The 13,104-nt window shown below is 67.2% G+C and carries 12 protein-coding genes and 1 tRNA gene; 5 read left to right on the top strand and 8 right to left on the bottom strand.

Translation table 11 applies throughout. The annotated features are described in order from the left end of the window. Positions 1-19: 19 nt before the first annotated feature. From MZTS_RS15310 to carB, 6 genes are all read right to left on the bottom strand, one after another. Complete coding sequence (locus tag MZTS_RS15310; protein ID WP_012452953.1) at positions 20-910, bottom strand: LysR family transcriptional regulator; 891 nt, start codon at positions 908-910, stop codon at positions 20-22. 291 nt (positions 911-1,201) lie between these two features. Then, a complete protein-coding gene (trxB, locus tag MZTS_RS15305; protein ID WP_192284509.1) occupies positions 1,202-2,176 on the bottom strand; it encodes a thioredoxin-disulfide reductase in 975 nt (324 codons plus the stop codon). 156 nt (positions 2,177-2,332) lie between these two features. Next, positions 2,333-3,373: a mitochondrial fission ELM1 family protein gene (locus MZTS_RS15300; protein ID WP_192284512.1), complete on the bottom strand. Its 1,041-nt coding sequence runs from the start codon at positions 3,371-3,373 to the stop codon at positions 2,333-2,335. Positions 3,374-3,455: 82 nt separating this feature from the next. Beyond that, complete coding sequence (locus MZTS_RS15295) at positions 3,456-3,956, bottom strand: hypothetical protein (protein WP_192284511.1); 501 nt, start codon at positions 3,954-3,956, stop codon at positions 3,456-3,458. Between the two features lie 5 nt (positions 3,957-3,961). After that, positions 3,962-4,438, bottom strand: a complete 477-nt coding sequence (greA, locus tag MZTS_RS15290) for a transcription elongation factor GreA (RefSeq protein ID WP_192284510.1) — start codon at positions 4,436-4,438, stop codon at positions 3,962-3,964. Between the two features lie 136 nt (positions 4,439-4,574). Further along, positions 4,575-8,048: a carbamoyl-phosphate synthase large subunit gene (gene carB, locus MZTS_RS15285; protein ID WP_192284508.1), complete on the bottom strand. Its 3,474-nt coding sequence runs from the start codon at positions 8,046-8,048 to the stop codon at positions 4,575-4,577. A 295-nt stretch (positions 8,049-8,343) separates the two neighbouring features. Here carB and MZTS_RS15280 point away from each other — a divergent pair, with 295 nt between their 5' ends. After that, positions 8,344-8,778, top strand: coding sequence for a pseudoazurin (locus tag MZTS_RS15280; RefSeq protein ID WP_009863020.1), 435 nt, complete (start codon positions 8,344-8,346; stop codon positions 8,776-8,778). A gap of 42 nt (positions 8,779-8,820) precedes the next feature. Here MZTS_RS15280 and MZTS_RS15275 read toward each other — a convergent pair whose 3' ends face one another. Next, positions 8,821-9,309, bottom strand: coding sequence for a CAP domain-containing protein (locus MZTS_RS15275; protein ID WP_192284507.1), 489 nt, complete (start codon positions 9,307-9,309; stop codon positions 8,821-8,823). A gap of 209 nt (positions 9,310-9,518) precedes the next feature. Next, a tRNA-Asp gene (locus tag MZTS_RS15270) sits at positions 9,519-9,595 on the bottom strand. Positions 9,596-10,218: 623 nt separating this feature from the next. On the opposite strand from MZTS_RS15270, the gene MZTS_RS15265 reads away from it, so the two are divergent. The 4 genes from MZTS_RS15265 to MZTS_RS15250 are packed head-to-tail and all read left to right on the top strand — an operon-like array spanning position 10,219 to position 13,097. Next, positions 10,219-10,584 carry an NADH-quinone oxidoreductase subunit A gene (locus MZTS_RS15265; RefSeq protein WP_192284506.1) on the top strand — a complete coding sequence of 122 codons (366 nt, stop codon included), beginning with the start codon at positions 10,219-10,221 and terminating at the stop codon, positions 10,582-10,584. A 52-nt stretch (positions 10,585-10,636) separates the two neighbouring features. Beyond that, entirely contained in the window at positions 10,637-11,224 is a 588-nt protein-coding gene (locus MZTS_RS15260) for a NuoB/complex I 20 kDa subunit family protein (RefSeq protein WP_009862739.1), read from the top strand. An 11-nt stretch (positions 11,225-11,235) separates the two neighbouring features. Next, complete coding sequence (locus tag MZTS_RS15255) at positions 11,236-11,895, top strand: NADH-quinone oxidoreductase subunit C (protein ID WP_192284505.1); 660 nt, start codon at positions 11,236-11,238, stop codon at positions 11,893-11,895. Between the two features lie 11 nt (positions 11,896-11,906). Then, positions 11,907-13,097, top strand: coding sequence for an NADH-quinone oxidoreductase subunit D (locus MZTS_RS15250; RefSeq protein WP_192284504.1), 1,191 nt, complete (start codon positions 11,907-11,909; stop codon positions 13,095-13,097). The last annotated feature ends 7 nt before the right edge of the window (positions 13,098-13,104 follow it).

Raw genomic sequence — 13,104 nt, 5'->3', positions numbered from 1 at the left:
GCCGCCGGCGCGGCGGCCCTCAATAGGTCCAGCGCTGGGCCTTGTTGACGAGGAAGTCGCGGAAGGCCTGGACGCGGGCCACCGAGCGCATTTCCTCGGCATAGACGAGATAGCTCTCCATCGTCGGCATCTCGCTCTCGCGCAGCACCTGGACGAGGCTCTCGTTTCCGTCGACGGCGTAGTCCGGCAGGATGCCGACGCCGATGCCCGCCTCCATCGCCTTGTGGAGCGCGGCGATGTTGTTGACGGTGAAGTGGACCGGCCGGCGGTCGTCCCCCTCGCGGCCGATGCTGGCGAGGTAATGGGTGGCGAGCAGGTAGGACGGCTCGTTGCCGCCGAAGGAGACGAGGCGGTGCTCGTCGAGGTCGGCGATGGTCTTGGGCTCGCCGAATCGCTTGACGTAATCCGGGCTCGCGAAGGCGTGATAATGCACCGTGAACAGCCGCCGCTGGATCAGGTCCGGCTGGGCGGGGCGGCGCATGCGGATGGCGATGTCGGCCTCGCGCATGGCGAGGTCCAGTTCCTCGTTGGTGAGCACCAGCTCGATCCGCACATCCGGATAGAGGTCGAGGAACTCGGAGACGCGCTGCGACAGCCAGGACGTGCCCAGGCCCACCGTCGTGGTGACCCGAAGATCGCCGGAGGGCCGCTCGCTGGTCTCGACGAGGCGGGCGCGGGTGTTTTCCAGCCTGAGCTTCATGTCCCGCGCGGCGCGGAACAGCAGGTCGCCCTGCTCGGTCAGGATCAGGCCGCGGGCATGGCGGTGGAAGAGCGGTGCCTTCAGCTCCCGTTCCAGGGCGCTGATCTGGCGGCTGACCGCCGATTGGCTCAAGCCGATGTCGTCGCCCGCCCGCGTGAAGCTGCCGGCTTCCGCGACGTTGAGGAAAATCCGGATCTTGTCCCAATCCAAGGCCGTCACTCCCGCCCGTCGAGGCCAGCCCGTCACGGGGTGACCGCGACCTTTGGGCGTTGCACGACGCAACACTGTCCGCTCCCACCGCGACCGGCGGAGGCCTCCTCGCGAAACCAGCCGTCTCCCGCAACGTTCAGGCTAGGACAACAAGCTTGCGATTTGGTTGCGTCGTGGCAGTCGTCAACAGGGAACTGCGTGACGAGCAACGTTTTAGCGCTTTGAAACGGCCCGTCCGCCGCTTGTCGGGGCTGCGACATGCGGCTGAACGGGCATTCTTTTGAACAGTACTTATTCAGCCGCAGCCTGTGCCGGGCTCTCGCCGACATCGAGGGCCGCGAGATACTTTTCGGCTTCCAGGGCGGCCATGCAGCCCATCCCCGCCGCCGTGATCGCCTGCCGGTAGACATCGTCGGTCACGTCGCCCGCCGCGAACACGCCGGGGATGCCGGTCGCGGTCGTGCCGGGCGTCACCGCGATGTAGCCGCCGTGGCGCATCGGCAGCTGACCCTCGAAGATCGCGGTCGCGGGCTGGTGCCCGATCGCCACGAACAGGCCGTCGGTGGCGTGCTCGACGATCTCGCCGGAGCGCAGGTCCTTGAGCCGCAGATGCGTGACCGAGGGCGGCGTGTCGGAGCCGCAGATCTCCTCGACCGCATGGTGCCACTTCACCGCGACGTTGGCGTGCTTGAACAGGCGCTCCTGCAGGATCCGCTCCGCCCGGAACTCGCCCCGGCGGTGGATCACCGTGACGGATTTGGCGAGGTTGGCGAGGTAGAGCGCCTCCTCGACCGCGGTGTTGCCGCCGCCGACCACGGTCACGTCCTTGCCTCGGAAGAAGAACCCGTCGCAGGTGGCGCAGGCGGAGACGCCGAAGCCCTGGAACTTCGCCTCGGAGGGCAGCCCGAGCCACTTCGCCTGGGCGCCGGTCGCGATGATGAGCGCGTCGCAGGTATAGGTCTCGCCGGAATCGGCCTCGAGCCGGAACGGGCGCCCGTTCAGATCGACCTTGGTGATGTATTCGGACACGATCTTCGTGCCGACATGCTCGGCCTGCAGGCGCATCTGCTCCATCAGCCACGGCCCCTGGATCGCCTCGGCGAAGCCCGGGTAGTTCTCCACATCGGTGGTGATCATCAGCTGGCCGCCGGGCTGGAAGCCGGAGATCAGCAGCGGCTCGACTAGGGCGCGGGCGGCATAGATCGCGGCGGTGTACCCGGCCGGCCCCGAGCCGATGATCACGAGCCTCGCATGGGTGTGCGCCATCTGTGCCGTCTCCTGTCCGCGCGGCGGTTCCGGTCTCCCGGTGCCGGTCGCTCTCTCTGTTCGGTCCGTATGCCGTGGCCCTTACTCTGGCACGAGGCGGGCAAATAGTTCTTTTCTAGATCCGGTGCGCCGGGAAAAGTCCTGCCGCTCTCCGGCTCAGATCCGGTCGCCGAGGAGCGAGGCCGTCGGTTGCCCGGCCGGTCGCTCGGATCCTCCTGCCGCGAAGCGTCGACGATGCCGGTCGTAGGCCTCGGCCAGGGCCGCCGCGATCTCCGGGGTCGCATCGATGGGTGCGTAACGAAGGGCCTCCAGGCGGCCGATGAAGGGCTTCAGGGCGCCGGCCATGGCGAGGCCGGCGAACATCCGCCGGTGCCGGATATAGGTGCGCGGCAGGTCGAACAGCAGGAGGGGCGCGCCGGTGCTCGCCGCCTCTCCGACCATGTTGGCCGAATCCGAGGTCACGACGATGTGGTCGGCGATGGCCAGCATGCCGATATACGGGTTCTCGCCGCTGCCATCCCAGAAGAAGCCGCCCTTCTCTTTCACGAGGTCTTCCAGGGCCGTGCGCAGGTCCGGCGGCGTCCGCCGAGAAACCGTCAGCATCAGCGAACAGCCGCCATCGGCGAGCTTGGTGAGATCGCGCACGAGGCGGCGCATATCGGCCTTACGGTAGCGCAGATGCCGGCTGTCGCCGCCGATCAGCACCGCGATGCGGGGCCAGGGCAGGCGCGCGAGGCGCGGATCGGGCTTGATCCGCGCCGCGTCGAGCCGGGCGCGGGAGACCGGGTGCGGGGCGGTCAGGGTGGTGACGACGTTGGGCCCGCGCAGGTCGTCGTAATCGGGCACCCAGATGAAGTCGGCCGTGTCGTGGCCGGTGCGCGGATCCTTGAGGAAGGCGGTGAAGGTCCTGCCGCCCGAGGCGCGGCGCACGGCGCGGAGATAGGGCACGGCGCGCCGCCCGGAGGCGATCAGCAGATCGGGCAGCGGGCCGCCGAGGAGACCGCCGGCCCGGCCCGGCGCATCGCGCGGATCGATCGGTCCCCAGGGCGCCATCCAGGTCAGGGGCCGTCCGTTCGGAATCCGCCGGGTTTCGTAGGTCAGGCCGAGGGCATCGGCGATGCCGAGGCACTGGTTCTCGTCGCCGGCCTTGCCGTCCGTGAGGATCCAGGCGCGGGCGCGCACGAGTTCCGGCGGCATGTTGCTCTCCGCCGCCAGCGGCCCATTCTCGATCACGCGACGCAATCCTTCCACACCCGCCTTTCGCAACCCCGTGCCGGCGTCACTGAGCCGGCAGCATCCGCCGCAGCCACTGCGCGTAGTGCTCGGCCAGGGCCGCGACGCGCCGCCGCTCGGAGGCCGGATCGTACCACGCGCCCCCGGAACTCGCGGGCAGCGCCGAGAGCTGGGGATGGCGGGCCAGGATCTCGCCGCCGCGGCCGACCAGCAAGGCCTCGCCGTCGAGGTAATCCGTGGTGCCGCTGCCGCCGAGGCTGCTGCGGTCACCGCCTTGCGCGCCGCCATAGGCGGCGAGCGACAGGCCGCTCACGCGCACCACCAGGGTCGGGGCCCCCTTGGCCAGGCGGTCGGCGAAGCTGCGCCGCAGCGCCTCGGTCAGATCCGCCCGCAAAGCCTCCGCCTGCGGGCCGCGGGCATAGGCCTGAAGCGGGCGCACATCGACGGCGATGCCGCCGAACCGGTCGAAGTCCTGCGCCGTGGCGGAACCCAGGAGCGCGGCCCCGGCAAGAAGGCCGAAGAGAGCCGAAAGGCCGGGGCCGCGCACGGGAGTCAGGCTCCCCATTCGATGGCGACGACCTCGTAGGACTTGCCGCCGCCGGGGGTGGTGACCTCGACCGTATCGCCGACGCCCTTGCCGATCAGGGCGCGGGCGATGGGCGAGCTGATCGAGACACGACCCTCGCGCACATCCGCCTCCGGCTCGCCGACGAGCTGGTAGGTCTTCTCTTCCTCGGTGTCCTCGTCCACGAGCTTCACGCGGGCACCGAATTTGATCTTCGAACCCGACAGCTTCGACGTATCGATGATTTCCGCACGCGCGATCATGCTTTCCAGTTCGAGCACCCGGCCCTCGTTGTGGGACTGGGCCTCCTTGGCGGCATGGTACTCGGCATTTTCGGAGAGGTCGCCCAGGGCACGGGCCTCGGAGATCGCCTGGATGATCCGGGGACGTTCCACCTGCTGGCGACGCTTCAGCTCCTCCTCGAGGGCTGCGTAGCCGCGTGCCGTGATGGGAAGCTTGTCGATGCTCATGGTCTCGCGCCACAATGAAGAGGCCCGGCCGGAGCGATGAACTCCTTCCGGGCCGGGAAAACGGCTCTGTTCACATGACCGGACGCCGCCCGGATCCTTTCGGTCGGGCAGTTCCGGTCATGGGATCTATTTAGGCCGCGAAGTATTCCTGCAAGGCGCGGACCTGAAGATCGCCTTCGAGATAGGCCTTGATCCCCTCGGCCGCCGCCATCGCACCGGCCAGAGTGGTATAGTACGGCACTTTATGCAAGAGGGCCGCCCGCCGGAGCGACCGGGAGTCGGACAGTGCGCCGGCCCCCTCCGTCGTGTTGATGACGAGGGCGATGTCGCCGTTCTTGATCGCGTCGACGATATGGGGGCGGCCCTCCAGCACCTTGTTGATGCGCTGGGTCGGGATGCCCTCCTCGGCGAGGTAGCGCTGCGTGCCGCCGGTGGCGAGGATGGTGAAGCCGAGTTCGTGCAGCTGGCGGATGGCCGGCAGCACCCGGGGCTTGTCGTCGTCCCGCACCGAGACGAACACCGTGCCGGTGCCCGGCACCGCCGTGCCGGAGCCGAGCTGGCTCTTGGCGAAGGCGACGCCGAAGCCGGCATCCAGACCGATCACCTCGCCGGTGGAGCGCATCTCCGGCCCGAGCAGCACGTCGACGCCGGGGAAGCGGGCGAAGGGGAACACCGCCTCCTTCACCGCGATGTGGTCGAGCCGCTTCGGCTTGAGGCCGAAGGTGTCGAGCTTCTCGCCGGCCATGATCCGGGCGGCGATCTTGGCGATCGGCTCGCCGATCACCTTGGCGACGAAGGGCACCGTGCGCGAGGCGCGCGGGTTCACTTCGAGCACGTAGATCGCGCCGTCCTTGATCGCGTATTGCACGTTCATCAGGCCGCCGACCTTGAGGGCCAGCGCCATGGCCTTGGTCTGGCGCTCCAGCTCGGCGACGATCTCGGGGCTCAGCGTGCGCGGCGGCAGCGAGCAGGCGGAATCGCCCGAATGGATGCCCGCCTCCTCGATGTGCTCCATGATGCCGGCGATGAACACGCTCTCGCCGTCGCAGACCGCATCGACATCGACCTCGGTCGCGTCCGACAGGTAGCGGTCGAACAGGAGCGGGTTCTTGCCCAGCACCGTGTTGATCTGCCCCGTCTTGTCGTTGGGGTAGCGCGCCTTGATGTCGGAGGGGATCAGGCTCGGCAGGGTGCCGAGCAGGTATTCGGCGAACTGCGCCTCGTCGCGGATGATCGCCATGGCCCGCCCGCCGAGCACGTAGCTCGGGCGCACCACGAAGGGCAGGCCGAGTTCGGCCGCCACCAGCCGGCTCTGCTCCACCGAATAGGCGATGCCGTTCTTGGGCTGCTTGAGGCCGAGCTTGTCCAGGAGCCGCTTGAACTGGTCGCGGTCCTCGGCGAGGTCGATGGCATCCGGCGAGGTGCCGAGGATCGGCACCCCGGCCCCTTCGAGGGCGCGGGCGAGCTTGAGCGGCGTCTGGCCGCCGAACTGCACGATCACGCCGTGCAACTGGCCCGCCTGCCGCTCGGTCTCGATGATCTCCAGCACGTCCTCCGCCGTCAGCGGCTCGAAATAGAGCCGGTCGGAGGTGTCGTAATCGGTCGAGACCGTCTCCGGGTTGCAGTTGACCATGATGGTCTCATAGCCGGCCTCGGTCAGCGCGAAGCAGGCATGGCAGCAGCAATAGTCGAACTCGATACCCTGGCCGATCCGGTTCGGGCCGCCGCCGAGGATGATCACCTTCTTCCGGTCCGACGGCTGCGCCTCGTCGGCGACCGAGCCGGCGAAGGGCGCGACATAGGTCGAGTACATGTAGGCGGTCGGCGCCTTGAACTCGGCGGCGCAGGTATCGATCCGCTTGAAGACCGGGCGGACGCCGAGCGCCCGGCGGGCGGCACGGACGGCCTCTTCCTCGGTATCCGCCAGCACCGCCAGCCGCGCATCCGAGAAGCCGGCGGCCTTGAGCTGGCGGAAGGCCCCCGCCGTCTTCGGCAGGCCGTGCGCCTTCACCCGGTTCTCGAGATCGACGATGGCCTGGAGCTGCTCCAGGAACCACGGATCGATGGCGCAGGAAGCGTGGATGTCCTCGTGGCTGACGCCGAGCCGCATCGCCTGGGCGACCTTGAGCAGCCGGTCGGGGGTCGGCGTGCCGAGCGCGGCCTTGATGGCGTTGTGGTCGTCGCCCTTGCCGAGACCCTCGATCTCGATCTCGTCGAGGCCGGTCAGGCCGGTCTCCAGCGAGCGCAGCGCCTTCTGCAGGGATTCCGCGAAGCAGCGGCCGATCGCCATCGCCTCGCCCACCGATTTCATGGCGGTGGTCAGGGTCGGCTCGGCGCCGGGGAACTTCTCGAAGGCGAAGCGCGGAATCTTGGTGACGACGTAGTCGATCGTCGGCTCGAACGAGGCCGGGGTCGCGCCGCCGGTGATGTCGTTGGCGATCTCGTCGAGGGTGTAGCCGACGGCGAGCTTGGCCGCGACCTTGGCGATCGGGAAGCCGGTGGCCTTCGAGGCGAGTGCCGAGGAACGCGAGACGCGCGGGTTCATCTCGATCACGATCATCCGCCCGTTCTCGGGGTTGATCGCGAACTGCACGTTCGAGCCGCCGGTCTCGACGCCGATCTCGCGCAGCACCGCGAGCGAGGCGTCGCGCATCACCTGATATTCCTTATCGGTGAGCGTCAGCGCCGGGGCGACGGTGATGGAGTCGCCGGTATGGACGCCCATCGGATCGAGATTTTCGATGGAGCAGACGATGATGCAGTTATCCGCCTTATCGCGGACGACCTCCATCTCGTACTCCTTCCAGCCGAGCACGCTCTCCTCGATCAGCACCTCGTTGGTCGGCGAGGCGTCGATGCCGCGCTCGACGATGTCGAGGAATTCCTCGCGGTTATAGGCGATGCCGCCGCCGGTGCCGCCCATGGTGAAGGACGGCCGGATGATCGCCGGCAGGCCGACCTCGGCCAGCGCGATCAGGGCCTGGCCCAGGGCATGTTCGATGTAGCGCCGGCGCCGGTCGCCCTCGCCGCCGCTCCATTGCCGCTCGAACTCGGCCAAAGCCGCCGCGCGGGCGGCCGGATCCGATTGCGAGGCCTCGATGCGCGCCTTCTCGGCGAGGTAGCGGTCGCGGTCGGCCTTCTTGGCGGCGGAGGCGTTGGCCAAAGCCGATTTCGGCGTCTCCAGGCCGATCTTGGTCATCGCTTCGCGGAAGAGGTTGCGGTCCTCCGCCTTGTCGATGGCTTCCGCCGTGGCGCCGATCATCTGCACGCCGAACTTCTCCAGCACGCCCATGCGCTTCAGCGAGAGCGCGCAGTTCAGCGCGGTCTGGCCGCCCATGGTCGGCAGCAGCGCGTCGGGCCGCTCCTTCTCGATGATCTTGGCGACCACTTCCGGCGTGATCGGCTCGACATAGGTCGCGTCGGCCATGTCCGGGTCGGTCATGATCGTCGCCGGGTTCGAATTCACCAGGACGATCCGGTAGCCCTCTTCGCGCAGGGCCTTGCAGGCCTGGGTGCCGGAATAATCGAACTCGCAGGCTTGCCCGATAATGATGGGACCCGCACCGATGATGAGGATCGAGGAGATGTCGGTGCGTTTCGGCATTGAGCGCCTTGCATGCGAGTTCGCGCGCGCTCGCCCTCGCACGCCGCCGGTCTCGGGCGGCGCCGAGGGGGCGCAGCGGCTGGGATGATCGTCAAGCCCCGCATTTACACGCTGCCGCCCGGGTTTGAAAGGGCCGGGCCGTCCGACACGAGGAACGATGATTCATCGGGCGGTTTTGAAGTTTAACTATTCAATTTTACAAGAAGATCTCGATTTGATGCTTCGCTGAAGAGTCGATATCTGGCGAATATCGGCATTCCCGTCGATGGTCTTAAGAATTATTCCGAGGAAACGAATGACGATCTTCAGGGCTCTTCTCGTCGCCGCCGCTCTCGCCGTGTCGGTGCCTGCCCTTGCTGACGAGGTGACGGTCAAGACGCTCAACAGCGGACCGGGCGGCATGATGGTGTTCGATCCGGCCTTCGTGAAGCTGAAGCCCGGCGACAGCATCAAGTTCGTGCCCACCGACAAGGGGCACAATGTCGAGACGATCAAGGGGATGGCGCCGGAGGGTGCGGAATACGTGAAGACGACGGTCGGGCAGGAGGCCGTGGTCAAGTTCGACAAGGAGGGGGTCTACGGCTTCAAGTGTTCGCCGCATTACCTGATGGGGATGGTCGCCCTCGTCGTGGTCGGCGACAAGCGCGACAATCTGGAAGCCGCCAAGAGCGTCCAGCAGAACAAGCTCGCGCAGAAGCGCTTCGATCCGCTCTTCGCCCAGGTTCAGTAGCGGGGTTGGGCGGCCCGGTCTTTGCGGGCCGGGCCGCTCGCTTTACTCGCCCGCCATCACCAGGGCCCAGAAGCGCTTGTAGCGGGTCCCCGGGGCATCGACGCGGGCGATGCCGATCCGCCGGAGTTGCGGCATCAGCATATTGCGATTGTGCTCCGGCGACGCCTTCCAGCGGGCGAGGACTTGATCGAAGGTCTCGGAGCCGGCGCTCAGGTTCTCGGAGGCGTAGCGTTTGCCGAAGCCGGCGCGTGCCATGCGGCTGTCGAAGCTGCCGGCGATCTCGTGGCTGAGCCGGCCGGCCCCGGCATTCGCCTGGGCTTGAAGCGAGGCGGCGCTGATCAGGCGGGAATCGATCACGACCGGGCTCAGCCCGTGCTGTGCCCGGTAGCGCGAGATGGCCGCCGCCGCGGCCTGCTCGTCCAGGATCACCGGTACGGTCGGTTGAGACGTGTCGAGGATGGGGGATCCACCGCAGCCGGCGAGCATCACTGCGACGAAGGTCGCGACGGCGGGAAAGCGCAGATTCGGCATGGGAGTGAAGCGGGGGCCACGAAAGGAGCCTCCGCTTCCAGCGCCGATACGGCAAAACCGGGGCGGTTCTCCTGCATCCGCTGGAGAGGAGCGAGACTGTGGTGCATCGACCACGCGGGCAGCCGAGATGATTGCACCGCAGCGGAGCCAGAGGATGTTTCGATGGGGATTTTGAGGAGAGTGTCTCGGCCCTCAGGATCATCGAGACATGGCGCGGGCGACGGGGCTCGAACCCGCGACCTCCGGCGTGACAGGCCGGCACTCTAACCGACTGAGCTACGCCCGCACTCTGTGTCGCCGGCCGTTGGTGTGTCCGTCCCGGCGACGAAGCGGGGTTTATGGGGAGCACTCTCCGCTGTCAAGCAGCGGAAGCAGGAAATGCGACGGTTGGGCGACGATGAGGGGGCGAAAAGCCGGCTCGGAAGGAGCAATCTGAGGCCTAAATACATGATTGTAATGAGTCTTTTCTTGAGGCACGAATTTGTCGTTCGCGGCGCCGTGAAGGCCTTGGCGCTGCGATGGCGGCGCGGGACGGTGATGCGAACCTATCCGGAGCCGGTCTTTTCGGCCGCATCGGCGGTCGAGCGTTCGAGGTGTCGAGAGCGTTGGGTGCGGTGCACGAGGAGCCCTGCGCTTCTTGCGTCCCCCACGCGCCTGCGCGGCATGGATGAAAGGCGGCTGGGGACGGCGGAAGAGCCTGCGCCGATCCGACCCTGTGGCCGGATGCACGAAAGTGCGCATTTGTCAGCGAATGAGATGATTGTGCGACGCCCACTACCCTTGTTTCGCGGGGGGGGCTCGTCTAAGCCTCGCCCGCGCTCAGTCTGGCATTGGAGGAATTCCACGCCGGAAGCCGTCGCGAGGATCGTCTTCTACGGTCCTCGTGCACACTGAAATGAGAGGTGCGGTATGACCGGCCTGCTGGCGGATTATCTGCCGCTCATCGTCTTCATCGGGGTGTCGCTGTTTATTGCGGTGGCGCTGCTGATCGCCCCCTTCATCGTGGCCTATTCGAGCCCCGATCCGGAGAAACTCTCCGCCTACGAGTGCGGCTTCAACGCTTTCGATGATGCGCGCATGAAGTTCGATGTGCGCTTCTACCTCGTGGCAATCCTGTTCATCATCTTCGACCTTGAGGTGGCCTTCCTGTTTCCCTGGGCGATCACCTTCGGGGAACTCGGTTGGTTCGGGTTCTGGTCGATGATGGTCTTCCTCGGGGTTCTCACCGTCGGCTTCGTCTACGAATGGCGCAAGGGCGCCCTCGAATGGGATTGAGGCGCTGGATCGCTCCGCGTCGCTTCCTTTCCGCTCTCGCTCAGAGGCAGATATGGCCCTGACTCCGACCCTCTCCCGCGCGCCCGAGATCGCGCCGGCTCCGAAAGGGATCATCGATCCCGCGACGGGCCGTCCGATCGGCGCGAACGATCCGACCTTCCTGTCGATCAATGACGAGCTGGCCGACCGCGGCTTCCTCGTCACCAGCGCGGACGAGCTCATCAACTGGGCCCGCACCGGCTCGCTGATGTGGATGACCTTCGGTCTCGCCTGCTGCGCGGTCGAGATGATGCAGATGTCGATGCCGCGCTACGATTGCGAGCGATTCGGCTTCGCCCCGCGCGGGTCGCCGCGCCAGTCCGACGTGATGATCGTCGCCGGCACGCTGACCAACAAGATGGCCCCGGCGCTGCGCAAGGTCTACGACCAGATGCCGGAGCCGCGCTACGTCATCTCCATGGGCTCCTGCGCCAATGGCGGCGGCTACTATCACTATTCCTATTCGGTGGTGCGCGGCTGCGACCGCGTGGTGCCGGTCGACATCTATGTGCCCGGCTGCCCGCCGAGCGCCGAGGCGCTGCTCTACGGCGTGCTGCTGCTGCAGCGGAAGATCCGCCGCCTCGGCACGATCGAGCGGTGAGGGGGCAGGCGATGGAAGCCATCACCACCAACGGCATCACGCTGCGCCGCACGGTCGAGGCGCCCCAGGGCGAGGACGCCCTGCGGGCCATGGGCGCGCGCATCGCCGGGGCGCTCGGCCCGGCGGTGACGGAATGGGCGATCGCCTTCGGCGAGCTGACCGTCGTCGTTCAGGGGAGCGACATCGTCTACGCCCTGACCTATCTGCGCGACGAGCCGGCCTGCGCCTTCCGCTGCTTCATCGACATCTGCGGCGCCGATTACCCGCAGCGGGCGCGCCGCTTCGACGTCGTCTACCACCTGCTCTCCCTGCGCCATAACATGCGCATCCGCGTGAAGGTTCAGACGGACGCGGCGACGCCGGTGCCCTCCGCGATCCCGGTCTTCCCCGCGGCGAACTGGTACGAGCGCGAGACCTACGACCTCTACGGCATTCTGTTCTCGGGCCATCCCGATCTGCGCCGGTTGCTGACCGATTACGGCTTCGAGGGACATCCGCTCCGCAAGGACTTCCCGCTGACCGGCTTCGTCGAGGTCCGCTACGACCAGGACGAGGCGCGCGTCGTCTACGAGCCGGTCAAGCTGACCCAGGAGTTCCGGAACTTCGACTTCCTCTCGCCCTGGGAGGGCACGGATTACGTGCTGCCGGGCGACGAGAAGAAGTCGAGCTGAGGGCTGCGGCGATGACCGAACACAACATCCGCAACTTCTCGATCAATTTCGGGCCGCAGCACCCGGCGGCGCACGGCGTGCTGCGCCTCGTGCTGGAACTCGACGGCGAGGTGGTCGAGCGGGTCGATCCGCATATCGGCCTGCTTCATCGGGGCACCGAGAAGCTGATCGAGCACAAGACCTACCTTCAGGCGACGCCCTATTTCGACCGGCTCGACTACGTCGCGCCGATGAACCAGGAGCACGCCTTCTGCCTCGCGATCGAGAAGCTCGCGGGCATCGAGGTGCCGCGTCGCGCCCAGCTGATCCGCACCCTGTTCTGCGAGATCGGCCGGCTTCTCTCCCACCTCCTCAACGTCACCACGCAGGCGATGGATGTCGGCGCGCTGACGCCGCCCCTGTGGGGCTTCGAGGAGCGCGAGAAGCTGATGATCTTCTACGAGCGCGCTTCGGGCGCTCGGCTCCACGCCAATTACTTCCGGCCCGGCGGCGTCCATCAGGATCTGCCGCCCGCGCTGATCGACGACATCGACGCGTTCTGCGATCCGTTCCTGCAGGTGGTCGACGACCTCGACAACCTCGTCATGGCCAACCGCATCTTCAAGCAGCGCAACGTCGATATCGGCATCGTCTCGGTGGACGAGGCCATGGCCTGGGGCTTCTCCGGCGTGATGGTGCGCGGCTCCGGCATCCCGTGGGATCTGCGCAAGTCGCAGCCCTACGAGGCCTACGAGGAGATGGAATTCGACATCCCCGTGGGGAAGAACGGCGACACCTATGATCGCCAGGTCATCCGCATGGAGGAGATGCGCCAGAGCGTGCGCATCATGAAGCAGTGCTGCGCCAAGCTGCGCGAGCCCGCCGGTCAGGGGCCGATCGCCTCCATCGACGGCAAGTTCGCGCCGCCGCCGCGCCGGGAGATGAAGCGCTCGATGGAAGCGCTCATCCATCACTTCAAGCTCTACACCGAGGGCTTCCACGTGCCCGAGGGCGAGGTCTACGCCGCCGTCGAGGCGCCCAAGGGCGAATTCGGCGTCTATCTCGTCTCCGACGGCACCAACAAACCCTACCGCTGCAAGATCCGCGCGCCGGGCTTCGCCCACCTTCAGGCGATGGATTGGATGTGCCGCGGCCACCTGCTCGCCGACGTGTCCTGCGTGCTCGGCACGCTCGACATCGTGTTCGGCGAAGTGGACCGCTGAGGAGACG

The organism is Methylorubrum zatmanii, from assembly GCF_014845115.1.
GTDB lineage: Bacteria > Pseudomonadota > Alphaproteobacteria > Rhizobiales > Beijerinckiaceae > Methylobacterium > Methylobacterium zatmanii.
The sequence above is the reverse complement of the archived record's forward strand: the minus strand, read 5'-3'. Positions and strand labels throughout refer to the sequence as shown.